Origin of the sequence: Vibrio bivalvicida (assembly GCF_001399455.2) — a bacterium.
GTDB lineage: Bacteria > Pseudomonadota > Gammaproteobacteria > Enterobacterales > Vibrionaceae > Vibrio > Vibrio bivalvicida.
In genome coordinates this window covers 80,507-105,849 of record NZ_LLEI02000091.1, presented here as the reverse complement: position 1 = coordinate 105,849, position 25,343 = coordinate 80,507, and the positions used below count along the sequence as shown (strand labels likewise).

The 25,343-nt window shown below is 45.5% G+C and carries 19 protein-coding genes and 1 other annotated feature; of the genes, 7 read left to right on the top strand and 12 right to left on the bottom strand.

From position 1 onward, the window contains the following. Positions 1-5: 5 nt before the first annotated feature. The 3 genes from hrpA (at position 6) to APB76_RS22070 (ending at position 6,486) form a co-directional block, all read left to right on the top strand. A complete protein-coding gene (hrpA, locus tag APB76_RS22080) occupies positions 6-3,935 on the top strand; it encodes an ATP-dependent RNA helicase HrpA (protein ID WP_074181746.1) in 3,930 nt (1,309 codons plus the stop codon). A gap of 102 nt (positions 3,936-4,037) precedes the next feature. Continuing rightward, positions 4,038-4,529 carry an outer membrane beta-barrel protein gene (locus APB76_RS22075; protein ID WP_049845032.1) on the top strand — a complete coding sequence of 164 codons (492 nt, stop codon included), beginning with the start codon at positions 4,038-4,040 and terminating at the stop codon, positions 4,527-4,529. A gap of 157 nt (positions 4,530-4,686) precedes the next feature. Continuing rightward, on the top strand, positions 4,687-6,486 hold the full coding sequence (locus APB76_RS22070; RefSeq protein WP_049845033.1) for an ABC transporter ATP-binding protein/permease: 1,800 nt from the start codon (positions 4,687-4,689) through the stop codon (positions 6,484-6,486). A gap of 59 nt (positions 6,487-6,545) precedes the next feature. Here APB76_RS22070 and APB76_RS22065 read toward each other — a convergent pair whose 3' ends face one another. The 8 genes from APB76_RS22065 to APB76_RS22030 all read right to left on the bottom strand — a co-directional run bounded on the left by APB76_RS22065 (position 6,546) and on the right by APB76_RS22030 (position 15,115). Continuing rightward, positions 6,546-7,802 carry a dicarboxylate/amino acid:cation symporter gene (locus APB76_RS22065; RefSeq protein ID WP_049845034.1) on the bottom strand — a complete coding sequence of 419 codons (1,257 nt, stop codon included), beginning with the start codon at positions 7,800-7,802 and terminating at the stop codon, positions 6,546-6,548. Positions 7,803-8,140: 338 nt separating this feature from the next. After that, complete coding sequence (gene trpA, locus APB76_RS22060; RefSeq protein ID WP_004743949.1) at positions 8,141-8,947, bottom strand: tryptophan synthase subunit alpha; 807 nt, start codon at positions 8,945-8,947, stop codon at positions 8,141-8,143. After that, a complete protein-coding gene (gene trpB / locus APB76_RS22055) occupies positions 8,947-10,137 on the bottom strand; it encodes a tryptophan synthase subunit beta (protein ID WP_049845035.1) in 1,191 nt (396 codons plus the stop codon). Before trpB ends, trpA begins: the two co-directional genes overlap by 1 nt. Before the next feature lie 50 nt (positions 10,138-10,187). Next, entirely contained in the window at positions 10,188-11,615 is a 1,428-nt protein-coding gene (gene trpCF, locus APB76_RS22050) for a bifunctional indole-3-glycerol-phosphate synthase TrpC/phosphoribosylanthranilate isomerase TrpF (RefSeq protein ID WP_049845036.1), read from the bottom strand. 25 nt (positions 11,616-11,640) lie between these two features. Beyond that, positions 11,641-12,639 carry an anthranilate phosphoribosyltransferase gene (gene trpD, locus APB76_RS22045; RefSeq protein ID WP_049845037.1) on the bottom strand — a complete coding sequence of 333 codons (999 nt, stop codon included), beginning with the start codon at positions 12,637-12,639 and terminating at the stop codon, positions 11,641-11,643. Between the two features lie 11 nt (positions 12,640-12,650). Continuing rightward, positions 12,651-13,241: an aminodeoxychorismate/anthranilate synthase component II gene (locus APB76_RS22040; protein WP_049845038.1), complete on the bottom strand. Its 591-nt coding sequence runs from the start codon at positions 13,239-13,241 to the stop codon at positions 12,651-12,653. A 7-nt stretch (positions 13,242-13,248) separates the two neighbouring features. Further along, positions 13,249-14,811 carry an anthranilate synthase component 1 gene (locus tag APB76_RS22035; protein ID WP_054962570.1) on the bottom strand — a complete coding sequence of 521 codons (1,563 nt, stop codon included), beginning with the start codon at positions 14,809-14,811 and terminating at the stop codon, positions 13,249-13,251. A 128-nt stretch (positions 14,812-14,939) separates the two neighbouring features. Beyond that, positions 14,940-15,043, bottom strand: a sequence feature (Trp leader region). Further along, the gene (locus tag APB76_RS22030) at positions 14,990-15,115 is read right to left on the bottom strand and encodes a Trp operon leader peptide (RefSeq protein WP_054962569.1); all 126 of its coding nucleotides are present in this window, start codon (positions 15,113-15,115) and stop codon (positions 14,990-14,992) included. Its footprint overlaps the feature before it by 54 nt. Before the next feature lie 82 nt (positions 15,116-15,197). On the opposite strand from APB76_RS22030, the gene rnm reads away from it, so the two are divergent. The 4 genes from rnm (at position 15,198) to APB76_RS22010 (ending at position 20,254) form a co-directional block, all read left to right on the top strand. Next, complete coding sequence (rnm, locus tag APB76_RS22025) at positions 15,198-16,064, top strand: RNase RNM (RefSeq protein ID WP_054962568.1); 867 nt, start codon at positions 15,198-15,200, stop codon at positions 16,062-16,064. A gap of 36 nt (positions 16,065-16,100) precedes the next feature. Then, positions 16,101-16,721: an L-threonylcarbamoyladenylate synthase gene (locus APB76_RS22020; protein ID WP_054962567.1), complete on the top strand. Its 621-nt coding sequence runs from the start codon at positions 16,101-16,103 to the stop codon at positions 16,719-16,721. Between the two features lie 106 nt (positions 16,722-16,827). After that, positions 16,828-17,766: a 23S rRNA pseudouridine(2605) synthase RluB gene (gene rluB, locus APB76_RS22015; RefSeq protein WP_054962566.1), complete on the top strand. Its 939-nt coding sequence runs from the start codon at positions 16,828-16,830 to the stop codon at positions 17,764-17,766. A gap of 211 nt (positions 17,767-17,977) precedes the next feature. Beyond that, positions 17,978-20,254, top strand: a complete 2,277-nt coding sequence (locus APB76_RS22010) for a putative bifunctional diguanylate cyclase/phosphodiesterase (protein ID WP_054962565.1) — start codon at positions 17,978-17,980, stop codon at positions 20,252-20,254. A 23-nt stretch (positions 20,255-20,277) separates the two neighbouring features. Here the strand turns inward: APB76_RS22010 and APB76_RS22800 are convergent, their stop codons facing one another. The 4 genes from APB76_RS22800 to trxB form a co-directional block, all read right to left on the bottom strand. Continuing rightward, a complete protein-coding gene (locus tag APB76_RS22800; RefSeq protein WP_074181745.1) occupies positions 20,278-20,475 on the bottom strand; it encodes a DUF1289 domain-containing protein in 198 nt (65 codons plus the stop codon). Positions 20,476-20,548: 73 nt separating this feature from the next. Then, entirely contained in the window at positions 20,549-22,270 is a 1,722-nt protein-coding gene (gene cydC / locus APB76_RS22005; RefSeq protein WP_054962564.1) for a heme ABC transporter ATP-binding protein/permease CydC, read from the bottom strand. Beyond that, a complete protein-coding gene (gene cydD / locus APB76_RS22000) occupies positions 22,263-24,050 on the bottom strand; it encodes a heme ABC transporter permease/ATP-binding protein CydD (protein ID WP_054962563.1) in 1,788 nt (595 codons plus the stop codon). The genes cydC and cydD overlap by 8 nt, the downstream gene beginning before the upstream one ends. Before the next feature lie 149 nt (positions 24,051-24,199). Further along, on the bottom strand, positions 24,200-25,162 hold the full coding sequence (trxB, locus tag APB76_RS21995; RefSeq protein WP_054962562.1) for a thioredoxin-disulfide reductase: 963 nt from the start codon (positions 25,160-25,162) through the stop codon (positions 24,200-24,202). Positions 25,163-25,343 lie beyond the last annotated feature (181 nt).

The following is a 25,343-nucleotide window of genomic DNA, read 5'->3' as shown; positions in this document are numbered from 1 at the left end:
ACGCTTTGACTTCGTCACAGCCAGATAAATCAAAAGCGGCGGATAGCCAAGTTCAGGCTAACAATGCCTCTTCTCTTCGCAAAGCGCTGAATCAGTGCATACTGAAAGATAGATTTCGTCTAAGCAAACGTATTTCAGGGGCAAACAAAATTAAAAAAGAAGCCTCTCGCAATGCGGTGTTTGATGAGATCGCGCTCGATATTGCCAAATCTATGATGGAAGTAGAGCAGCGCACCAATTACACCCCAAAGATTGAATATCCTGAGATCCTGCCAGTAAGCCAAAAGAAAGATGATATTGCGCAAGCGATCGAGCACAATCAAGTAGTGATTATTGCGGGTGAAACGGGCTCAGGTAAAACGACTCAATTACCTAAGATTTGTGCCGAGCTTGGTCGCGGAAGATTTGGCTTGATTGGTCATACCCAGCCTCGCCGTTTGGCGGCGCGTTCTGTGGCAAATCGAATTGCTGAAGAGATGGAAACCAAACTTGGTGAGTACGTCGGCTACAAGGTACGCTTTAACGATCAAATCTCTGAAAATACGCAAATCAAACTGATGACGGACGGTATCTTGTTGGCAGAGATTCAACACGATCGCTATCTGAATCAGTATGACACCATCATTATCGATGAAGCGCACGAGCGAAGCCTAAACATCGACTTTATCTTGGGCTATCTACGAGAACTTTTACCGCGTCGTCCAGATCTAAAAGTCATTATTACGTCGGCCACTATCGACCCAGAGCGTTTCTCAAAACACTTTAGTGATGCACCAATTATTGAGGTATCGGGGCGTACTTATCCGGTTGAAACGCGCTATCGTCCATTGCGTGGTGAAGATGATGTCGATCGCGACCAGCTAGAAGGCATTTTCGAGGCCGTTGATGAGCTATGTGATGAAGGGTTGGGCGATATCCTTATCTTTATGAACGGTGAGCGTGAGATTCGTGATACCGCAGATGCGTTAGCCAAACGCAATCTAAAGAGTACCGAAATTGTGCCGCTTTACGCGCGACTCTCTGCGGGTGAGCAAAACAAGATTTTTCAGCCTCACGCTGGCCGTCGCATCGTACTGGCAACCAACGTCGCCGAAACCTCTCTCACTGTACCGGGCATAAAATATGTGATTGATCCGGGTACCGCTCGTATCAGTCGATATAGCTACCGAACTAAAGTACAGCGTCTGCCGATTGAGCCAGTTTCTCAAGCGAGTGCTAATCAGCGTAAAGGTCGTTGTGGTCGTGTAGAGGAGGGTATCTGTATCCGCCTGTACTCCGAAGATGATTACAACTCACGCCCAGAGTTTACCGATCCAGAAATTTTACGTACCAACTTAGCTTCAGTCATCTTGCAGATGACCGCGTTAGGTTTGGGAGATATTGAAGCCTTCCCATTCGTTGAAGCGCCAGACAAGCGTAACATTCAAGACGGTGTCAGGCTGCTTGAAGAGCTTGGTGCAATTGATGAAAAAGCCAAAGATCCTAAGAAGCGTTTAACTCCAGTTGGTCGTCAGTTAGCTAAGTTGCCAATCGACCCGCGTTTAGCGCGTATGGTCCTTGAAGCGCCAAAATACGGGGCTTTAAAAGAGTTAATGATTATTGCCTCAGCGCTGTCTATCCAAGATCCGCGCGAGCGTCCAAGTGATAAACAACAATCGTCGGATGATAAACATCGTCGTTTCTTCCATGAAGAATCTGATTTCCTGACGTTCGTAAACCTGTGGGACTATCTTCAGAAGCAGCAGAAGAATTTATCTGGCAACCAATTCCGTAAGCAGTGCAAACAGGACTACTTGAATTACTTGCGTGTCCGTGAGTGGCAAGATGTCTATTTTCAAGTGCACCAAGCGATGCGGGAAATGGACTTCAAACTTAACAATGAGCCTGCCAACTATCAAAGCGTTCACAGTGCAATTTTAGTAGGTTTGCTGTCTCACATTGGTGTCAAAGATCCAGAGAAGAACGAGTACCAAGGTGCACGCAACGCTCGCTTTCACATCTTTCCTGCATCTGGGCTATTTAAAAAGCAGCCTAAATGGATTATGTCTGCGGAGCTGGTGGAAACCTCTAAGCTGTGGGGGCGTATTATCGCCAAGATTCAGCCAGAGTGGATTGAACCCTTAGCCAAGCATCTTATCAAGCGCAGTTACAGTGAACCGCATTGGTCGAAAAAGCGTGCTGCAGTAATGGCTCACGAAAAAGTGATGTTGTATGGTGTGCCTATTGTACCTAAGCGCTTAGTTAATTACGGAAGCATAGATCAAACAGTCAGTCGAGAGATCTTTATCCGTAGCGCGCTGGTTGAAGGCGAATGGGAGACCAAACACGCGTTCTTCAAGCAAAACCGCAAGTTGTTGCAAGAAGTTGAAGAGCTTGAGCACAAATCTCGTCGTCGTGACATTCTTGTTGATGACGACGAGCTGTTTGATTTCTATGATCAGCGTGTTGGAACCGAAGTGGTTTCTGGCAAGCACTTTGATACATGGTGGAAAAAGGCGGCGAGAGAGAATCCTGAATTGCTGAACTTTGAAAAAGAGATGCTATTCAAGGGTGATGCAAGCCATGTCACTGACTTAGACTATCCGAATTTTTGGCACCAAAGTGGACTAAAGCTCAAGCTCAGCTACCAGTTTGAGCCGGGAGAGGACAACGATGGTGTGACGGTCCATTTGCCGTTGCCAATATTGAACCAAGTGGACCAAGCCGGTTTTGATTGGCAGATTCCAGGTTTACGCCATGAGTTGGTGGTAAGCCTTATTAAATCATTGCCGAAAACAATTCGTAAGAATTTTGTTCCTGCACCTAACTACGCCGATGCATTTTTGGCGCGCGCAACCCCGATGGAAGCGCCGCTGCTTGACTCACTAGAAAAAGAACTGCGTCGCATGACAGGTGTTGAAGTACTGCGTGATGATTGGAACATGGAGCAGCTTCCGGATCACCTAAAGGTGACCTTCCGCGCTGTTGACCATCGTAATCGTAAGTTGAAAGAAAACCGTGATCTGCATGAGCTTAAAGAGAGCTTAAAAAGCAAGGTACAAGAAACCTTATCTAAAGTGGCAGACGACGACATTGAGCAGCAAGGATTACATACCTGGAGCTTTGGTGAACTGCCTAAAGTGTATCAGCAGAAGCGTGGTGGGTATGAAGTTAAAGCTTATCCAGCGATTGTAGACAGTAAAGACAGTGTAGAGATTAAGTTGTACGAAACCGAGTATGAACAGGTTTCAGCCATGCAAGCTGGGCAACGTCGACTGATTTTACTCAATGTCCCTTCACCAATTAAGTATCTACACTCAAACTTGCCGAACAAATCGAAATTAGGTTTGTACTTTAACCCTTACGGCAAGGTGCTAGATTTGATCGATGACTGCATCGCTTGTGGTGTCGATAAACTGATTGAGCAGAAGGGTGGTCTAGTTTGGCAGCCTGAGCAGTTTGAGCTGCTTAAAGAGCATGTTCGCGCCGAATTAGGTGATACTGTGGTAGAAATTGCCCAACAGGTCGAGACCATTCTGACCACAGCATTTAGCATCAACAAGAAGCTAAAGGGCAAAATCGACTTTACCATGGCGTTTGCTCTCTCAGATATCAAGGCGCAGATCGAAGGTTTGATTTTCAAAGGGTTTGCTGCAGAGTGCGGATGGAAGCGATTACCTGATATCTTGCGTTATATGAAAGCTATTGAGCGCCGAATGGAAAAGCTGCCAATTGATCCAAATAAAGATCGCTTACACATGCTAAAAATCGAGTCAGTAACTAATGATTACAAAGAGTTACTGAACAAAATTCCAAAAGGTGTTGTGATACCAGACAACGTAAAAGAAGTGCGTTGGATGATAGAAGAATTACGAGTGAGTTTCTTTGCTCAACAATTAGGTACGCCTTATCCGGTTTCAGATAAGCGTGTAAAGATGGCAATAGATGCTTGCTAGGTATGCAAATTGCATAACTATTTATACAGTTCAGAATTTTGACAAATACGGCAGGGGCTTGCCAGTATAGTCCCTGCACCTTGATACGAAAGAAGGTTTACTATGAAAAAGACACTACTAGCGCTAGCTCTTATTGGCGCATCAGCCACAGCTTCTGCGGACTCTTGGATTTACGGCGGCGCAAGTGTAGGTCAAGCTGATCTGGCCAATGATTCATCGACTTCTTACAACGTGCACGTTGGTACGGGTATTCTGCCGCTTATTGGTCTTGAAGCGGGTTACCAAGACTTTGGCGAATTTGACAACATTACTTACGGTAACTTTACTGGTAAGCTTGAAGGTTCGGGTGTGTACTTTGCGGCAAAGCCAAGTATCGATTTCGGTCCTCTTCATGTTTATGCGAAAGCCGGCCTGCACTCTTACGAGCTAACAGGTACGAATTTTAAAGAAGACGAAATCGACATAATGTATGGTGTGGGTGCAGAGTACTTCGTAATGGGCCCTGTTTCTTTGGGTGCAAGCTACAGCGTGTTTACCTTGAAAGAAAAAGACGTTAAAAACTTTTCGTTAAACGCCACTTTCCACTTCTTCTAAGCGCGAGAAGAGACATTTAAATTTATAAGCCTGACTTCGGTCAGGCTTTTTTGTATCCGGTGAGATCTTGGGTTGCTATTCAATCTTCAAACCCCAATACCTTATTGTAGGTAGGCGTCTTTGTTACAAGTCACCAATTAGGAAATAAGGTACAACTATGCAATCAACAAGTGCTCCAAATCTTGAACAGCCGAATCCGGCTCAAGAGTTACCAAAGAAAAATTTGGGGATATTGTTAGAACTGGTCAACTTTATCAAACCTTATAAGTTGAAGGTTGCCGCTGCTTTGATTGCGTTAATTGTCACTGCCTCGTTAACACTGTCGGTCGGTCAAGGGGTGAGAATCTTGATTGATCAAGGTTTTGCTCAGCAATCGGTTCAAGAGCTAGGTAGTGCGATTGGATTTATCCTTGTCGTCACCTTGCTGATCTCCATTGGTACCTTTTTCCGTTTCTATCTCGTCTCGTCGGTAGGGGAGCGGGTTAGTGCTGACATTCGACTTGCGGTATTCAACCATATCATCACTCTTCACCCAAGTTATTTCGAAACCAATGGTAGTGGCGATATCATGTCGAGAATTACGACTGATACCACTTTGCTGCAGAGCATTATTGGCTCTTCGTTCTCTATGGCGATGCGCAGTGCATTAATGTGTATTGGTGCGGTAATCATGTTATTTGCCACCAATATTAAACTAACCCTTATTGTTTTGGCTTCGGTGCCATTTATCCTGGTTCCGATCCTGTTTTACGGACGACGGGTACGTGCTCTATCTCGCCAAAGCCAGGATTCGATGGCAGATGTTGGTAGCTATGCAGGTGAGGCGATAGAGCATATTAAAACTGTGCAAAGCTACAGCCGCGAAGCGCAAGAAAAACGTTTTTTCTCCAAAGGAGTAGAGCGAGCGTTCGAGATAGGGCGTAAACGCGTCTTACAACGAGCGATCCTCATCTCGGGGGTTATCGTGATTGTATTTAGTGCTATTTCTGGAATGCTATGGGTTGGTGGCAGTGACGTGATTAATGGCGTTATGTCAGCGGGTGATTTAGCTGCATTTGTTTTCTACGCTATCATGGTTGCCTCTTCACTAGCGACCATTTCCGAAGTGCTCGGAGAGCTGCAACGTGCGGCTGGTGCCACCGAGCGCCTGATCGAAATTCTCCAAGTTAAGAGCCATATTACGGCACCAGAATCCTTAAACCAAAGCACTGATAAACCAAAAGCGGAAGTCTCATTCAATGACGCTTCCTTTCACTATCCTTCACGTCCGGATCAACCTGCAATGGAGGAGCTCAATCTAGTCGCTGAAGAAGGAAAAGTCCTAGCGCTGGTTGGGCCTTCAGGAGCAGGTAAAACAACCTTATTTGAACTCTTACAGCGCTTCTATGACCCGCAGCAAGGCAGTGTATCGTTAGGTGGTGTTGATGTTAGAGATTTCGCCCCTCAAGATCTTAGAAATCAGATGGCGTTAGTACCTCAGCAACCTGCTTTGTTTAGTAATGATGTCTTCCACAACATCCGCTATGGTAATCCTGAAGCGACAGATGAACAAGTGATAGAAGCGGCTAAGAAAGCACATGCTCACGACTTCATTGCTAATCTGCCAGAAGGGTACAACAGCTTCCTTGGTGAGCGCGGAGTTCGTTTATCTGGAGGGCAAAGACAGCGGATAGCGATTGCAAGGGCGATTCTCAAAGACCCCAATATCCTCTTGCTTGACGAAGCGACCAGTGCACTAGATAGCGAAAGCGAACATTATGTTCAGCAGGCTCTGGAAGAGCTAATGCGCGGTAGAACCACGATCATTATTGCCCATCGGCTTTCTACCATTAAACATGCCGACAAAATTGCGGTATTGGATCATGGTCGGCTAGTGGATGTTGGCAACCACCAATCGTTGCTAGAGACCTGTGAGCTTTACAAACGTTTAGTAGAGCTACAGTTCAAATCTATGTGATGAAACATAAACTAAAAAGCCACTCATTCGAGTGGCTTCGTCTTAATTAGCATCAGAAATTATGCTTGCTGTTTTTCTAGTTCAGCTTCTTTCTCTTCTTCAACTAGAGCATCAACAATCACTGCACACGCTGCATCACCGGTGATGTTTAGTGCTGTACGAATCATATCGAAGATACGGTCAAGAGCGAAAAGTAGTGGTAGGCCTTCAATTGGAATGCCCGCTGCAAGTAGAACAGCTACAACTAAGAAAGATGGACCTGGAACACCAGCCTGACCAACGGCACCAAGTGTTGATGTTACGATGATTGCGATGTAAGCACCCATACCTAGGTCAATGTTGAACAGCTGAGCAAAGAAGATTGCCACTAGACCATAGTAAATAGCGTTACCAGACATGTTGATCGTTGCGCCCAATGGTAGAACAAATGACGCAGTCGAGTTCTTAACGCCTAGCTCGTGCTCAACAGTATCCATGGTGACTGGCAGTGTTGCCATCGAAGAGGCAGTTGAAAGTGCAACCGCTTGAGGCTTCTTCATTGCTGTCAGGAACTTCTTCGCTGAAGTCTTAGTGAAGATATGTACCATCAGTGGGTAAGCAACAAAACCAAAGATTAGGATAGCAGCCACGTAAACAACGAATAGTTTGAACACGACCATCAGAGCGGCAAAACCAAAGGTACCAACGGCTTCCGCCATAAGGCCGAATACACCGATTGGTGCAATGATCATCACCTTGTTGATCATCCAAACCATAGCATCAACGATACAGTTTACACCGTTCATGATTGGCTCGCGGCGTTCTTTTGATTGCTGAGAAATCGCAATACCAAAGAACATACAGAAAACTAGGATCTGAAGGATGTTTGCTTCGTTCAGTGACTGGAAAACGTTGGTTGGGATCATACCAGTGATGGTTGCCCAAAAAGTAGGTAGTTCACCTTTAGAAGCGTACTCAGCAGAGAACATGCCTTCAACGCCAGAAACGTCGATGCCAAGCCCAGGCTGAAATACTTCACCCATAAACAGTGCTAGTGCTACTGCAAGCGCCGAAGTTAAACCAAAGTAACCTAATGTTACCAGACCAACTTTACCAGCGGATTGGCTGTTACCTAGGCCAGCAGCACCAGAAATTAGTGCAACGGCAACCAGTGGGATAACTAGCATCTTAATTAGATTGATGAAGATCGCGCCAAGTGGAGCGAACATAGTTGCGCTGTTCCCCATCAAGGCACCAACGGCAGTACCTAGGATCATAGCTATGACAACTTGAACACCAATGTTGTTTAGCAAATTCTTTTCTTTTAACACTTCCATAACCTCTGTGCTAATAAATTTTAAAGTCCAAGAATTACCCACCGTTTAATTTATTAACAATGGATAATAATATCGTCTTGCTTTTTACACTTTAATTTTACATTTAGCAATATGCGCTATAGATAGTTCGAATAATTAATAATCGATTCATTGATTGGTGTTAAGTTTTTGCACAAAAGAGAACGTTTGCTATAAACCAAGGCTATCAATTGTCAGTAACTATTTGTCGAGAGAAAGGGAGTCAAAGGGCTTGAATAAGTGGAGGAATGTTAAAAAAAAGATCAGATTCTTACACTCAATAAGAAGCTGATCTCATAGATGTTTAGATGGCTAACACGTTACTTCTGTGTTGCAGCCTTCATTGAAGAAACAAAGTTTGCGAGCTGATTTAACATCTCTGCTGGGTTTTCAGTATTGTTTTCAATGATTTTAACTACGGCTGAGCCAGAAATTGCTCCCGCAGCACCTGCTTCGAGAGCCTGCTTAACTTGTTCTGGCTCAGAAATACCGAAACCTAGCAGTGCCGGAGGTGCATCAAACTGATTCAGTTTGCTTAGCATATCGCCGACAGGCATATTCGCTTTGGTCTCAGCGCCGGTTACACCTGCACGAGACAGTAGGTAAGTATAACCACCACCAAGCTGAGAGACTTGCTGGAGTGTTTCGTCACTTGCTGTTGGCGGTGCGATGAAGATTGGGTGAATACCATGCTTTTCTGCAGCCGCGACGAACTCAGCACTTTCGTTGGTTGGAACATCAGCAATCAAAACGGAATCAATTCCGGCTTGAGCGCAGCGCTGGTAGAAGTTTTCGATACCGCGAGAGTAAACCAAGTTCGCATACATCAGTAGGCCGATTGGCAGTTCTGGGTATTTAGCACGAATTTTGCCGATTTGCTCGAAACAGATGTCAGGTGTTGCGCCAGAATCTAGAGCGCGAATGTTCGCACCTTGAATAGTTGGGCCATCTGCTAAAGGATCTGAAAATGGAATACCTAATTCAAGAGCATCAGCACCGGATTCAACTAGGGTTTCCATGATCTTGTAAGACTGCTCTGCGTTTGGATCGCAAACCGTTACAAAGGGTACAAATGCGCCTTGATTTTTTTCGTTCAGGCGCTCAAACATCTTCGCATAACGACTCATTAGATCACTCCTTTTTCTTCTAGGATGGCGTGTACGGTGAAGATGTCTTTGTCACCACGACCGGATAGGTTAACTACCAATAATTGTTCTTTCTCTGGATTCTCGCGAGCCATGCGCAGTGCGTGCGCAAGTGCGTGAGAAGACTCAAGTGCAGGGATTATACCTTCACTACGAGCAAGCTCTTGGAAAGCGTCTAGTGCTTCGTCGTCGGTTACATTGTCATATTCTGCACGGCCAATGGCATTGAGGTGCGCGTGCTGAGGACCAACGGAAGGGAAGTCTAATCCAGCAGAAACTGAGTAGGACTCTTCAACCTGACCATTAGGGTCTTGCATCAGTGGTGCCTTCATACCGAAGAAGATACCCGTCTTACCATGTTTAAGAGGGGCGCCATGTTGGTCGGTATCAATCCCTTTACCTGCTGGTTCAACACCAATTAAGCGAACGCTTTCTTCTTCGATGAAATCTGCAAACATGCCAATGGCGTTTGAACCGCCGCCAACACAGGCGATAACCGCATCAGGAAGGCGACCTTCGCGAGCAAGGATCTGGTTCTTAGTCTCTTCACCAATCATACGTTGGAAATCACGTACTATCGTTGGGAATGGGTGAGGGCCTGCTGCTGTACCTAACAGATAATGCGCATCCTCGTAGGTTGCAGACCAATCACGTAGCGCCTCGTTACAAGCGTCTTTCAGTGTTGCCGAACCTGAATGAACAGGGATGACTTTAGCGCCCATTAGCTTCATACGGAATACGTTCGGGCTTTGACGCTCTACATCTTTTGCTCCCATGTATACGCGACATTTAAGACCAAGAAGAGCGCAGGCAAGTGCTGTTGCCACACCGTGTTGACCCGCACCCGTTTCAGCGATGATTTCGTTCTTGCCCATGCGTTTAGCCAGTAGCGCTTGACCCAGTACTTGATTGGTTTTGTGTGCGCCACCGTGAAGCAAGTCTTCACGTTTAAGGTAAAGCTTGGTCTTTGTACCTTTAGTCAGGTTGCGAGTCAGTGTAAGCGCCGTTGGGCGACCAGCATACTCTTGGAGCAGTGACATAAATTCACTGCGAAACTCAGGGTCTTCTTGAGCATCAATAAACGCTTGTTCTAGCTGATCAAGGGCAGGGACTAAAATTTGTGGTACGTACTGACCACCATATTCGCCGAAATAGGCATCGAGTTTTGCCATGTTAAAATTCCTTTAATCTTGAGCGCGTATACAACGCGCTATACAAATTCTTAATAATTTCTGATTGCTGCAAAAGCTTGTTCTAGCTTTTCGCCATCTTTCTTACCCGGCGAATGTTCAACCCCCGAGTTGAGATCTAATCCTAAGCAGCCTTGAGCCGCGGCCTTCTGCGCGTTAAATGGTGTAATACCGCCGGCCAACATCACTTTCGAAGGGTCGGCGATTAATGACCAATCAAATACTAAGCCTGTACCACCGACTTGAGAGCCGACTTTAGTATCGAGCAAATGACGGTCAACGTTATTCTCGACAAGTTCAGGGACACTCTCACTTACGCCATACGCCTTCCAGATTTCAACACCAGAAGGTAAAGATGCCTTTAATGTGTCGACAAACGCTTGATCTTCTTTGCCATGCAGTTGAACGGCAGAAAGGCCGAGATCGTTGACAGTAGCGATGATTTGCTCGTGCTGGTTGTTTTGGAACACACCCACATACTTAAGCGGTGCACCACTCATAGTTAGTCGTGCTGATTCTAACGACACGAAGCGTTTAGATTGTTCGACAAAAATCAAACCACCAAAAATAGCGCCTGACTGATAAGCTTTCGCTGCATCATCTGGATGAGTCAAACCACATACTTTGTTTTCACCTAATGTCACTTTGCGAACGGCAAGTTCAAGGTTCTCTTCTGCCATTAATGAGCTACCAATGAGGAAACCGTCGGCAAACTCGGCAAGATCTCTCACTTGCTGGTGGGTGTAGATTCCAGACTCAGAGATGACAGTTGCATCAGGTGCGAGCTGACGAATAATCGGCGCCAATTCTTTGGTGCGACTTAGATCTGTGGATAGGTCACGTAAGTTACGGTTGTTAATACCAATTACCTGCGCCCCTAGCTCTACAGCGCGGTGAAGCTCTTGTTCATTACTGACTTCAGTAAGTACACCCATATCGAGTGAGTGAGCCACCGCAGCCAGCTCACGATATTCTTCATCATTGAGTACTGAAAGCATTAGCAGAATCGCATCGGCACTATAGTGACGTGCCAAATAAACCTGATAGGCATCAACCATAAAGTCTTTACATAGAATTGGCTGTTTCGCTTGCTTTCTTACCTGAGGTAAGAAGTCGAAGCTGCCTTGAAAGTACTTCTCGTCGGTTAACACCGAAATGGCGTTTGCATGGTTGTTGTAAACTGATGCGATGTAATCAAGATCAAAGTCATCGCGAATTAAACCTTTGGAAGGAGAGGCCTTTTTACATTCGGTGATGAAAACAGTGTTGTTTTGTTTTAGCGCTGTATAGAAGCTGCGGTCTGATGGCGTTAGATCACTTTTGAATGTCTCAAGTGGCTGTGACTCTTTACGCTCAGCAACCCATTGGTACTTGTCGCGAACAATCTTAGCTAAGACTTCTGCCATCTCGGCTTCTTTAACAGAAACGTGTTCGGATAATTTTTCTTTTACCTGAGTCATTTTCATAACCTTATTGTTCGAGGTGTTAAGCGTGAGCAGCTAATTTCTGCACTAGCTCATAAGCCTTGCCAGAGTTCATCGCTTCAAGAGCTTGCGCTGCGTTTGCTTTAAGGTCTTCGTGACCAAATAGACGCATGAGTAGTCCCACATTGACGGCTACCGCACCCGCTTGAGCTTCTGTGCCTTTACCCGTCAAGATATTAGTCGTGATAGCCTTGTTCTCTTCAGGTGTGCCGCCCTTAATTGCTTCGAGTGGGTGTTGGCTTAGGCCAAAGTCCGCTGGCGAAACTGTGTATTCATGAATAGCTCCATCTTTGATTTCTGCTACTGTAGTTTCACCGTGAATCGCGACTTCATCTAAGCCACTACCGTGGACAACCGCTGCTCGCTTCATACCCATCTTAAGCATGGTTTCTGCGATAGGGCGAACCAACTCTTTACTGTATACACCCATAAGCTCGATGTTTGGACGGGCAGGGTTAATTAGTGGACCAAGGATATTGAAGATCGTACGCGTTTTCATCGTTTGACGAACAGGCATCGCGTGACGTACACCACTGTGATATTGCGGCGCAAACAAGAATGCGACGCCGATTTCGTCGACCGCATTGCGCGTGTCTTCAGCACTCATCGCTAGGTTAATACCAAATTTATCGAGCAGGTCTGAAGAACCAGACTTACTTGAAACGCTTCGGTTACCATGTTTCGCAACTTTTAAACCACATGCGGCTGCGACAAATGCAGATGTGGTCGAAATATTGATGGTGTCATGACCGTCTCCGCCTGTTCCTACAATATCAGCAAAGTCATAATCTGGTCGTGGGAATGGGTTCGCATTGGCTAACAACGCTTTTGCTGCGCCAGCAATCTCGTCTGGGGTCTCGCCTTTAATTTTTAGCGCAGTTAGGGCTGACGCCATTAGAATTTGGTCTAACTCACCGCGGATAATAACGTCAAAAAGCTGTTGGCTTTCTTGCTCGCTCAGTGACTCTTGCTCGTAAAGTTTGTTGATAATCTGTTCCATGACCTTGTTCCTTATTTGTCGTTCTTCTTTAGAGCCCACTCAATGGCATTAGCTAGCAGCGTTGCACCGTAGGTAGTCATAATTGATTCTGGGTGGAATTGGAAACCACACACCTTATCTTGCTCTTGTACTACAGACATCACCAAATCATCAACTTCAGCCGTGATGGTTAAAGACGATGGTACTTCGGTTGCGACTAATGAATGGTAACGAGCAATGGCAAGAGGAGAAGGTAGCCCAGCATAGGTGTCGTGGTTTTGGTGTTCCATCATCGATACTTTACCGTGAATGATTTCACCCGCACCAGCAACGGTGCCGCCATAGGCTTCGACGATTGCTTGGTGACCTAAACAAATACCAATCATAGGTACTTTGCCTTTAAGACGCTGGATAATCTCTGGCATTGAGCCCGCTTCTGACGGAGCCCCCGGACCTGGAGATAACAGCACCACTGGGTTATCTAAGTTAGCGACTGTCGATTCAATGACCTCTGCCGCGATGTTGTTACGGTAGATAGTCACGTCGTGACCTAATGAGCGGAATTGATCCACCAGGTTATAGGTAAACGAATCGAAGTTGTCGATAAAAACGATATTTGCCATCTCGATGCTACTCCTTATGTGCTGATTGAATAGCAGAGATTACTGCTTGAGCCTTACCGCGGGTTTCGTCAGCCTCAGCTTGTGGATCTGAATCGAAAACAACCCCAGCGCCGGCTTGAACTTGCGCGATGCCATTTTCTACGTAAGCAGAGCGAATCACGATACAAGTATCTAATGTTCCTTCTCCAGTAAGATAGCCCACTGCGCCGCCATAGCTGCCGCGGCGGGCTCCCTCGACATCTCGAATCAATTGCATTGCGCGGATTTTCGGAGCGCCGGTTAGCGTGCCCATGTTCATACAAGCTTGGTAAGCGTGTAGGGCATCTAAGTCATCACGTAGTTGACCTACGACACGTGAGACTAGGTGCATCACATGACTGTAACGGTCGACTTTGAGTAAGTCAGCAACGTGGCGAGTGCCTGCTTGAGAGATTCGAGCCACATCATTGCGCGCTAAATCGACCAGCATCATGTGCTCAGCATTCTCTTTTTTATCAGTGCGCAGCTCTAGCTCAATACGGCTATCTAAATCAAAGTCGATATCGCCATTAGGTCGTTTACCACGCCGGCGCGTGCCAGCGATTGGGTAGATTTCAACTTGGTTTGATTGAGTTTCGTACTTAAGGGCACTTTCTGGCGAAGCGCCGAACAGAGTGAAAAGCTCATCTTGCATGTAGAACATGTAAGGGCTTGGGTTGCTCTGTTTTAGTTCTTTATAAGCCGCGAGTGGAGAAGGGCAAGGTAAGGTAAAGCGACGTGATGGCACCACTTGGAAAACATCACCTTTAACCACAAACTCTTTTAAGTCGCGCACAATCTGACAGAAGTCAGTATCAGAAATGCTTGGCTCTGCGTGGGTATCAGCGACAGGTACCGCTTTTGGTAGCGTTTTTAAATCGGCACAGGCAGCACTGATCTCTTCGATACGAGCAGTCAGTTCAGGTTTGCAAGCGTCGGTTACGAAAAGGGCAGCTTGAAGCTCACAAGACTGCTTTTGATGGTCGATAACCAGTAAGGTCTCCGCAACATAAAAAACATAGTCAGGACATTGGTTTGATTGAGCTGCATCACCCAAAGGTTCAAAATTAGCCACTAAATCATAGGCAAACAAGCCACCGATAAAGATCGCGTGCTTGTGCAGCTCTTCAATATCGAAGCTGTGCTGAATCAAACGCAGTGCATCAAAGGAAGAGGCTTCACGTAGGCGAGAGTCTTCATCTAAGGTGTTACACGGTTCACTGTATTCCAGTACCAGTTCGCTGCCGTTAAATGTGTGTTCAATACTTGGATTGATGTTGTGCGTAAGGTGAGAAAGCAGGTTTTTACCATTGTCGGTTAACGCGGTCATTGTCACCGTATGTCCGAAACAGACAATGCGCACCGCTGAGTCAACAATAAGAAGGCTTTGTAGGTCCTGCTTTGAGTCGATTTCAGCAGATTCCAATAGCAGGCTGTCAGTTTTGTTTTCACATAGCGTGTGGAACAGCTGCGTAGGATCTTGGGCATACGGGGCCGTACTTCGAATTAACTCAATCTTACCTAGCTTCTTGATTTCAATGGCCTTGTTCACAAGACCTCCTTTTCTCTAAAATTTTTACTTCCTGCCGTACATAGTCGCATAAAGCAAACGGTCACCCAATCAGGTTTTGGTTAAATTTGACGATTGTTTAAGCATTTAGATGTGAGACAGATTACAAAACAAAAAAGCCCGCTTTAGTAGCGGGCTTCCTAAACTTGAATTCTATGAATTAGAAGTACACGTTAGCCCACCAAGAACTTGTCCAAGTGCGCCACCAAGCAAGATCAGCTGAACTATTATTCATAGTGCCAGTAACAACTTTTGCTTTATGGTTTTGGTTAATGTCTTGTAACATAGTGAGCCTTAAGTCAGGTACTTTGTATTTGTGTACTAGTTAACTAGTGCAGAGGTAAAAAGTCAACTAAAAAAACAAAATTATGAGAATTGATTTACACAGTCATACGACCGCCTCAGATGGAAGACTGCCTCCACATGAATTAATAGATAGAGCCCTTGGCTTTCAGCTTGATGTGTTAGCAATCACCGATCACGATACCGTCGATGCACTAGCGACCGCGCATCAATATGTCCAAGACAATAATCTGCCTTTGAAGATCATCAACGGAATTGAAATTTCTACCGTTTGGCAGAATAAAGATATTCACATTGTAGGTTTGAATATCGACCCAGAGACTGAAGCACTCAATGAACTGATCATAAAACAGAAAAACCATCGAGTCGCACGCGCTGAAATGATTGCTCATCGCCTTGAAAAAGCAACGCAAGAAGGTGTGCTTGAAGATGTTAAAGCAATTGCTGGTGACGCGCCAATCACGAGAGCGCATTTCGCCAAATGGCTGGTCGATAACGGCTATGCGAAAACGATGCAGCAAGTGTTTAAGAAATACCTAACGCGCAATAATCCGGGTTATGTGCCGCCAAACTGGTGCACAATGAAAGAAGCGATTGAATCAATACATGCCGCTGGTGGACAGGCCGTGCTTGCTCACCCAGGGCGCTATGACCTAACCGCCAAATGGACAAAACGGCTAATCAGTGCGTTTGTTGAAGCGGGAGGAGATGCAATGGAAGTTGCTCAACCTCAACAAGGGCAACAAGAAAGGCGCAACTTGGCGGATTATGCTATACAATACAATCTATTAGCTTCTCAAGGCAGCGACTTTCATTATCCATCACCTTGGATGGAGTTAGGACGAAATTTATGGCTTCCATCGGGCGTTGAACCTGTATGGAAAGATTGGGGTATTGAGCCTTCAAAGTCAGAACCAATCAATACCAATTAACTATAGAGTCGTGAGACTCGATAATGAGGAATTACAATGAGCCAGTTTTTTTACGTACACCCAGAAAACCCTCAGGCTCGCTTGATCAATCAAGCTGTAGCAATCATTCGTAATGGTGGGGTAGTGATTTACCCTACGGATTCGGGCTACGCATTGGGTTGTCAGCTTGAAAATAAACAGGCACTGGAGCGTATCTGTCAGATTCGTCGTTTAGATGATAAGCACAACTTTACTTTGTTGTGCCGCGATTTATCTGAGCTATCTCTTTATGCTCGTGTGGATAATACGGCATTTCGTCTGCTGAAGAACAATACGCCTGGGCCGTACACCTTTATTTTTAAAGGGACTAAGGAAGTTCCGCGCCGCTTAATGAATGCCAAGCGTAAGACGATTGGTATCCGCGTGCCAGATAACCAAATTGCCCTCGACTTACTTGAAGCGCTTGGCGAGCCGTTGATGTCAACGTCGCTTATCTTACCGGGTAACGATATGACGGAAGCAGACCCAGAGGAGATCCGCGACAAACTAGAGCATGCAGTTGATTGTATTCTTAATGGTGGTTATCTAGGCGAGCAACCAACAACAGTGGTTGATTTTAGTAATGATGAACCAATCATTGCCCGTGTTGGTTCAGGTGATCCTGCTCCATTCGAATAGTCAAAAGTACGTGATTTTCACCACACTTTTTGCGATAATGTGCGACCGCGATTTTGGGTCGCACTTGTTTATTCGACGTCTGAGAAGACGACACATAGGTAGATAAATGAACGAAAAACTACAGAAAGTATTGGCTCGAGCTGGTCATGGCTCTCGACGCGAACTAGAAGCTTTGATTAAAGCGGGTCGCGTGAGCGTGAACGGTATCGTCGCTAAACTTGGCGAACGACTAGAAGATGAAAATGCAGTTGTGCGTATCGACGGTCACACTGTTTCTGCTAAAGCGCAGGAAGAAGTGATTTGTCGCGTATTGGCGTACTACAAGCCAGAAGGTGAACTGTGTACTCGTCATGATCCAGAAGGTCGTCGTACTGTTTTTGATCGTCTGCCAAAAATCCGCGGCTCTCGTTGGATTTCAGTTGGCCGTCTTGATGCGAACACTTCGGGCTTACTGCTATTTACAACTGACGGTGAACTGGCTAACCGCTTAATGCACCCAAGCCGCCAAGTAGAACGTGAATACCTAGTACGCGTATTTGGTGAAGTGAACGAACAGAAGGTTAAGAACCTAGTTCGTGGTGTTGAACTTGAAGATGGTATGGCGCGTTTCGAAGATGTTGTCTACGCGGGTGGTGATGGTATGAATCACACTTTCTATGTAGCGATTAACGAAGGCCGTAACCGTGAGGTTCGCCGCTTGTGGGAATCGCAAGATACCACAGTGAGCCGCCTAAAACGTGTACGTTACGGTGATATATACCTAGACAAGAAGCTGCCTCGTGGTGGATGGATGGAACTCGACCTTAAAGAGGTTAACTATCTACGTGAGCTAGTTGAGCTTCGCCCAGAGAAAGAGACATTGCTTGATGAAAACAAAGCAAACTCATCTCGTAAGCGCGAACGCTCACGCAGCCAAAAGATTCGCCGTGCAGTTAAACGTCACGAAGAGCGAGTAAACAGCGGCGGTGGCCGTAGTAACAATCCGTCACGCCGTAAACCTAAAAAAGGTGCAGGCAAGCCAAACGCACGCAAGACACAGCGCTAGAAGCTATTGGACATTAAAAAGAGCAGTACTCTATGAGTGCTGCTCTTTTTTATTTGCTCCACGAAATTGATAACTTTCTCGATGTTTTCAATCATGACTTGAAGGGGCAGGTTTAGGCACACCACTTATAGTTACACAAGAAGCCTAACGAGTTTTACACTATTCTTGAGGTAGCGAAGACAAAGTATTAGGTTCAACGGATTTAGACTAAATGGCATTTATTAAGAAGAATATTTGGTTAGCCTTCTACCTGATTCTGTTTTTGTGGACAGTAGCTACCTTTGGGGCTGTTTATCATCTGTACCATGATAATTATCGGGACTATGCTGAGAGACAACAAAACCTAACTAGCTTGACTGCAAGGGCGTTTGACTCCTCTTTGACTCAATTCAAAACTATACTCGATATTGTCGGTACCTACCTGACCAGTTTTGACGTCTATGCAGAAAATGAAGACACCTACGAATTACTCTCAGAAACCGTTGACCTAGATAATGCCATCATATCGGTTACTTTATACTCGGTCGATGGTGACGCTATCGTAACAGCGCCTCAAGTCGTGGGGGCACACAAAAACCTGCTTAGTCAACCTGAAACGCGCGAGACTTTCCAACAGGCTCTCGTTAGCAAAAACACTGTTATTGGGCGAACCTATTATCACGCAAAATTGGATAGGCTCATTGTCCCGTTTCGTAAGCTTTTGATGGGGGAGAACGGATCGCCAATGTACGTGTTAGAGATCGCAGTCTCTTTAAAAGATGGTTTCCACTATTTCCGAACTTACAGCAAAACAGCACAAGGGCGAGACTATGATATCTTTCTTTATCGTGAGCAGGATAGATTTTTCCAAATTGCACCACGAGAAAAAATTTATGATAGGTCTGTTTACAAGTACCAAATACGGCAACGAGATGTTGACTTAAGTGTTGCTAAACTTCAACGCTTGACGGGGTTAAGCATAAAGGAAATTAAGTCCTCTGGTCACGTTGTTGTCCACGAAGTCGACCACCCTGAGCGGCGCTCTATCTCGGCGGCTACATACATTGACAGATATGGGCTTTGGGTGGCAACAGAAGTGAAGAAAAGGGTTGTCATTAGTAGCTTTCTTTCTCAATTACCCGTCATCGTATTACTATATTTGATTGGAATTGTTGTGATGTTTTTCTTGTTTAGGAGCATTGCGACTAACGAGCGAAGAAAACAAGAAGAGCTCAGTTATCAGGCTCACCACGACTATCTTACTGGAATAGAGAATCTATTTAGCTTCGACAAAGCTCTCTCATCTTTCCTACCGACGGCTAGTTATAGCGTGCTTAGTTTAAACATCGACGGTTTCAAAGTGATCAACGACAATTTTGGTAACCAAGCGGGAGACACAGTGCTGAAGTCAGTGGTATACAGGCTCAAAGAATGCATTGATAGCGAGCACAAACTCTATCGTTTTGGTGGTGATGAATTCGTTGTACTGACAAACTCAACAGATGAAACCTACCTTACTAGGCTAGGGGACCGACTTTGTGACACGTTTGAACAGCCGTTTGCCTTTCGTGAGTTAGAGATTGAGCTGACTTGCAGCGTCAGCATTGCTGTTAACTTAGGTGGTGAGTTCAGCGGGGATGAAGTAAAACGAAATGCTGAATTAGCGATGGCAGTGGCAAAAAAAGCTCGTAGTAGCGTAATTTTCTATCAAGAGCGTTTCTTGCATGAGTACATTGAAAGAAGCAGGATTGAACTTGCTTTAAAAGGTGCGATTGACCGTAGCGAATTGTTCGTGGTCTATCAACCACAGGTGAATGCCCTGAAAGAGCTTAGAGGTGTCGAGGCTTTGCTAAGATGGGAACACCCTGAGTTAGGCCTTATACCACCAGACAAATTTATCGCTGTCGCTGAAAACTGCGGTTTTATGCCGCGACTAGGGGATTTTGTATTGGAGCGTGCGTTGTCTGACATGAGTCAACTGTTTAAGGACACCAATAGTCAGTTTGATGTAGCGATCAATGTCTCTGTCAAGCAGTTGAATAATGAGGGTTTCGTAAGCAAAGTACTCAAATTGGTTCATAAATACAAGTTTGAACAAAGGAGCTTAATCCTCGAAGTAACAGAGAGTGTATTTGTTGAAGACTTACACAAAATAACTGCTGTGCTTGGGGAGTTGAAAAGACATTCGATTCGAGTTTCACTTGACGATTTTGGCACTGGATATTCATCGCTGAGCTTACTAAAGCACTTACCAATCTGCGAAGTTAAGATAGATAAGAGTTTTGTCTCTGATATGCTCTCAAATGACAAATCTTACTCTATGCTTGCGAGTGTTTTACATATGTCACAGCAGCTTGGATTAGGTACTGTTGCAGAAGGGGTTGAGACCTCAAAAGAAGTCGCAGCGCTAAGACAATTAGGTTGCGATATTTACCAAGGATTCTATTTTGCTAAACCAATGCGGCTAGAGTCTCTAAGAGAGTATACTGGCCAACAAATCCATCACTAAAGCTTCAAAGCTAGCTATCTGGCCTAAGTCCAACGACTTTTTCGCTCGACTTTACGTTGAGTACAGGCTCTCAATATCTCGTGCCTTTGCTCATTGGTTGATTGTGACCATCGTAGTATTTCGTCCAATGATCGATAGCAACCTAAGCAAATATCATCCTGATCTAAACAGCAGTGACGGATGCACGGGTTAGGGATAGGACCATCTCGATCTTCAGCCATGGAAACTCTCTTAAAGCATATTTATATAACTATACAAAATGCCCCGGCGCAGGCTGGGGCATTTTAGCTATTTTTACAGTGTCTGACTCAGTGCGAAGTAGCGACCTTGTCGTTCCATCAATTCTTGATGGCTGCCATGCTCAACAATTTCCCCTTGCTCGATTAAACAAATCGAATCCATCTTGTCTAAATCAACCAAACGGTGGGTAACAAACACCACGGTTTTGCTAACAAAATGCCGCTCAAATAGTTGCATTATTTGTTGCTCTGTCTGCTTGTCCAAACCTTCGGTAGGCTCATCAAGTAGCAGAATTGGGGCATTGTGTAGCAGGGCACGCGCGATACCAATGCGACGTTTTTCACCGCCGGAAAGCTGTCGACCACCGTCACCGAGCCATGTGTCTAAACCTGTTTCGTCGAGAAGCTTAGCCAACCCGACTTTAGACAGAACCTGAGCCAGTTCATCGTCCTCCGCAAGCGGTTTAGCCATGGCTAGGTTGTCACGCAGTGAGCCGTTAAGAATATCGACACGTTGGCTCACGACGCTAATGGTTTGGCGGAGCTGACTCTCACTCCAATGTTGAATTGGCTTACCCGCGATTTCGATGCAGCCTTGTTGAACATCCCAATAGCGGTTGAGCAATTGTAGAAGGGTCGATTTGCCAGAGCCAGTTTGACCGACAATCGCAATTCTGTGCTGCGCTGGAATCGCTAACTCGATGTGTTTAATGGCATCGTTGTTTGCATCAGGGTAGTGGAAAGAGACCCCTTTATACTCGATTGAGAATTGCTGATCATGCTCAGTATCTTTCTCAGGGAAATAAACGTCTGGCTCTGATTGAGTAATATCATTAAGCCTGCGAGCTGAAGTTAGTGTCTGGCCTAGATGTTGGAACGCGCCAGCAATTGGCATCAAAAGTTCAACACTCGCCATTGTGGCAAACGCGACCAGAGCGATCATCGGATCTGGAGTATTGCCACCGACACCGTCAGCCGCCAACCAAAGCATTAGCACAATCGTCCAGCCATTAGCCAGCAACAGTAAGGCTTGCGCTAGCCCAGAAAAGTGAGCATTAAAAAACTGATTCTTGAGCAGTTTTTGTTGTGTATCTAGGATCGCATTGCGGTAGCGTTCTTCTGCACCAAACAACGTGAGCTCACTGTATCCCTGTATCCAATCTAGGGTAGCGATACGTAAATCCGCTTTGTTTTGCGTTAATTCACCGCCGTTGCGTTTACCCAGTTTGTAAAACAGCACGGGCCAAGTAAGCAAAATAGTAAACAAAATTGCCCCAAGGGATAAGCCTAGTTGTGAGTCAAACCAGCTTACGAGGGCTGTTAGGCCCAAGATCCCCAAAGTGCCGACAATCATTGGGCTAACCAGTCTTAAGTAGACATGGTCCATAGCATCAATATCGGCTACAAGACGGTTTAATAGATCAGCATCGCGAAGATTAGATACGCGGCCTGGGATCAGTGGTGCGAGCTTAGAAAAGAAAAAGACACGTAAGTCGGTTAGGAGCTTAAACGTTGCGTTGTGACTCACAACCCGTTCACCCCAACGACCAGCAGTTCTGCCCATTGCAAAACCACGGACAAATGCCCCCGGCAACATGTAGTTGAATGTTTCTCTTGCTATGGTTAGGCCAGCAACCGCGGCTGCTGATAGGAACCAGCCAGAGAGAGTAAGCAAGCCAATTGATGCCGCTAAGGTTAGAAAGGCTAATAGCATTCCAAGTGAAAGACCAAACCAATGCTTTTTATATAACTTTAAGTAGGGAAGTAAATCACGCATCTAAGTTCCCCTTATTTGCCTGGTTAAGCGCTTGGTTTGACGACAGCATATCGCGGAACAAGCCATCAGCTTGTGCAAGTTCGCTGAACTGTCCAGATTGAACAACCTTACCATCTTTCATGACTAGGATTTGTCCGACATTTTTTAGTGGTGTAAGCTGGTGGGTGACCATCAAAGTGGTCTTGCCTTTGATTTGATTGTTCAAGCCTTGCATGACCAGTCGCTCACTACGCGCATCTAAACTCGCTGTTGGTTCGTCAAGCAACCAAAAATCACCATTTTGCACCATTGCACGTGCCAATGCTAAGCGTTGAGCCTGTCCAACCGACAAACCACCTGAGCGATCCGAGACGGCATAATCAAGCCCGTGTTGGTTAACAAATTCTGCAGAGTAAGATTCTTCGAGTGCTTGCTTGATTACTTCGTTACTCACGTTCGTTTTACCAAGCGTGATGTTGTCACGTATGGAACCATGCAATAGCAACGGGTTTTGGCCTACCCAACTTATTTTTCTTCGCCAGTTGTTTAGGTCGAGGTCTGTACGTTCAATACTATTAATCGTCAGGGAGCCCTTGTAAGGCAAGAACCCCAATATAGCATTGACCAAAGTCGTTTTACCCGCGCCGCTTGGGCCAACAAGTGCTGTTGTCTGCGCAGATGACAATGTGAAGCTTACAGGGCCAAGAAGCTTATGCCCTTCAGGGGAGTAAACTTCGAGATCTTTTGCGGTGATGGCGACAGAGTCCTTCTCGCTAAGCTGCGCTGACCCAGAGCGAACTGTCTCTACATCTGTTTCTAGGAACTCAACTATGCTTTCTGCTGCGCCAACAGCTTGCTGTTTCGCGTGGTAAAAGGTGCCGAGATCGCGCAAAGGTTGGTAAAATTCGGGTGCAAGAACAAGGATAAATAATCCAGCAAATAATGTAACTCCTGCACCATAGTCGCCAAAGTTCAGTTCACCTATGAAGGCAAAGCCGAAGTAAACCGCAGTTAAGGCAATTGAGATAGAAGTAAAGAACTCAAGTACTGCAGACGACAAAAACGCGATTTTTAGTACGTCCATAGTGCGAACTCTAAATACTTCAGATGCACCGCGCATCACTTCGGTTTCAGCCGCAGTTCTGTCGAATAAGCGTATAGTTGTCATGGCTTGAAGTCGGTCATAAAAGTGACCGGATAAACGCTGTAGAGCTTTGAAGTTCTTGCGGTTCGCGTCAGCGGCTTTCATTCCCACCAATGCCATAAACAGTGGAACCAAAGGAGCTGTAATCAAGAAGATTAAACCTGCCGCCCAATTAACAGGGAAGACAACAATTAAAATGACAAACGGAACTAGCACAGAAAGCGACATTTGAGGTAGGTAGCGAGCAAAAAAATCATGCATATCTTCGACTTGTTCAAGCAAAAGAGTTGCCCAAGCCCCCGCAGGTTTACCCTTAATGTAAGCTGGGCCCAGTTCTTGTAGTTTATCCAAGATCAATTGGCGAATGTAAACACGGATCTGTTCACCACATCGATAACCAGCGATTTCGCGTCCCCAAGAGCACAGGGAGCGTACTCCGACCACGGCAACTAAGCCAAGGAAATAAGGGACCAACTCATATTTGTCAACTTGTTCGATAATTAGTTGGTGCAAGATTGTTGCAAGCAGAGCGGCCTGAGCTAAAAGGAATATGCTTGAAAGTACACCGAGACCAACAGCAGTCATAAGCCACCGCTTGGCGAGCTTACTTTGCTGCTTGAGCCATTGATTCAAGCTGCTTTGTTTCTTTTTATCCATCGTGAAGGCTTAATGAGAATTATTATAAAGTTTTGGAGTTGCGCATTATACAAAAGAAAGCCCCGCTGGAATACCGCAGGGCTTTAAGGTTTTGAGCCAAAAATGAAAAATATTATTTAAACTTAGCTCGGTAGTGGTATTGATACAGGCTATTTGTTATCAGCAAGTGCATCTAGGTAACGCTCAGCATCCAGTGCCGCCATACAACCACTACCGGCCGAAGTAATCGCCTGACGGTAGTTATGGTCCATGACATCACCAGCGGCAAAAACACCAGGTACGCTAGTTTGTGTTGCATTACCTTCTAGGCCGGATTGAACGATGATGTAACCGTCTTTCATCTCTAGCTGACCTTCAAAGATTGAGGTGTTTGGTTGGTGACCAATCGCAATAAATGCGCCCATCACATCAATTTGTTCGATATTGTCTGACTGAGTATCTTTGATTCGCACGCCCGTCACACCCATGTCGTCACCAACGACTTCTTCCAAAGTACGGTCAGTATGAAGAATGATGTTGCCATTCTCTACTTTATCCATTAGGCGTTTAACTAGAATTTTTTCAGCGCGGAAGCTATCACGGCGGTGGACTAAGTGAACTTCAGAAGCAATGTTCGAAAGGTAAAGTGCTTCTTCAACGGCGGTATTACCACCACCAACAACAGCAACTTTTTGGTTACGGTAGAAGAAACCATCACAAGTTGCACAAGCCGAAACACCACGGCCCTTGAATGCTTCTTCAGATTCTAGACCTAAATACTTAGCTGAGGCACCTGTTGAAATAATAAGCGCATCACATGTGTATTCACCGCTATCACCTTTGAGACGGAAAGGGCGCTGGCTGAAATCAACCTCATTGATGTGATCAAAAAGAATTTCAGTTTCAAAGCGTTCAGCATGCTCTTTCATTCGATCCATTAGACCAGGACCAGTCAAGCCTTCAGGATCGCCAGGCCAGTTTTCAACTTCAGTTGTTGTCGTTAACTGACCACCTTGTTGCATACCTGTCACCAGAACAGGGTTTAAGTTTGCGCGGGCAGCATAAACTGCGGCAGTGTAGCCAGCAGGACCGGAACCAAGGATTAAAAGATGGCTGTGTTTTACGTCGCTCATTTGTGCTCCATTAGCGGTGACGCTTATTCATTTATTTGATTCGATTGTATGGAATATATGGGGCCATTAAAAGGGTTAGCAAGGGAAGAGAATGTAATAATTGGTTATAGATTAGAACGCAAACGTTATCTGCTAATTTGGTATTCATATTTATAACTCATTGATGTTGATGAGAAAATTA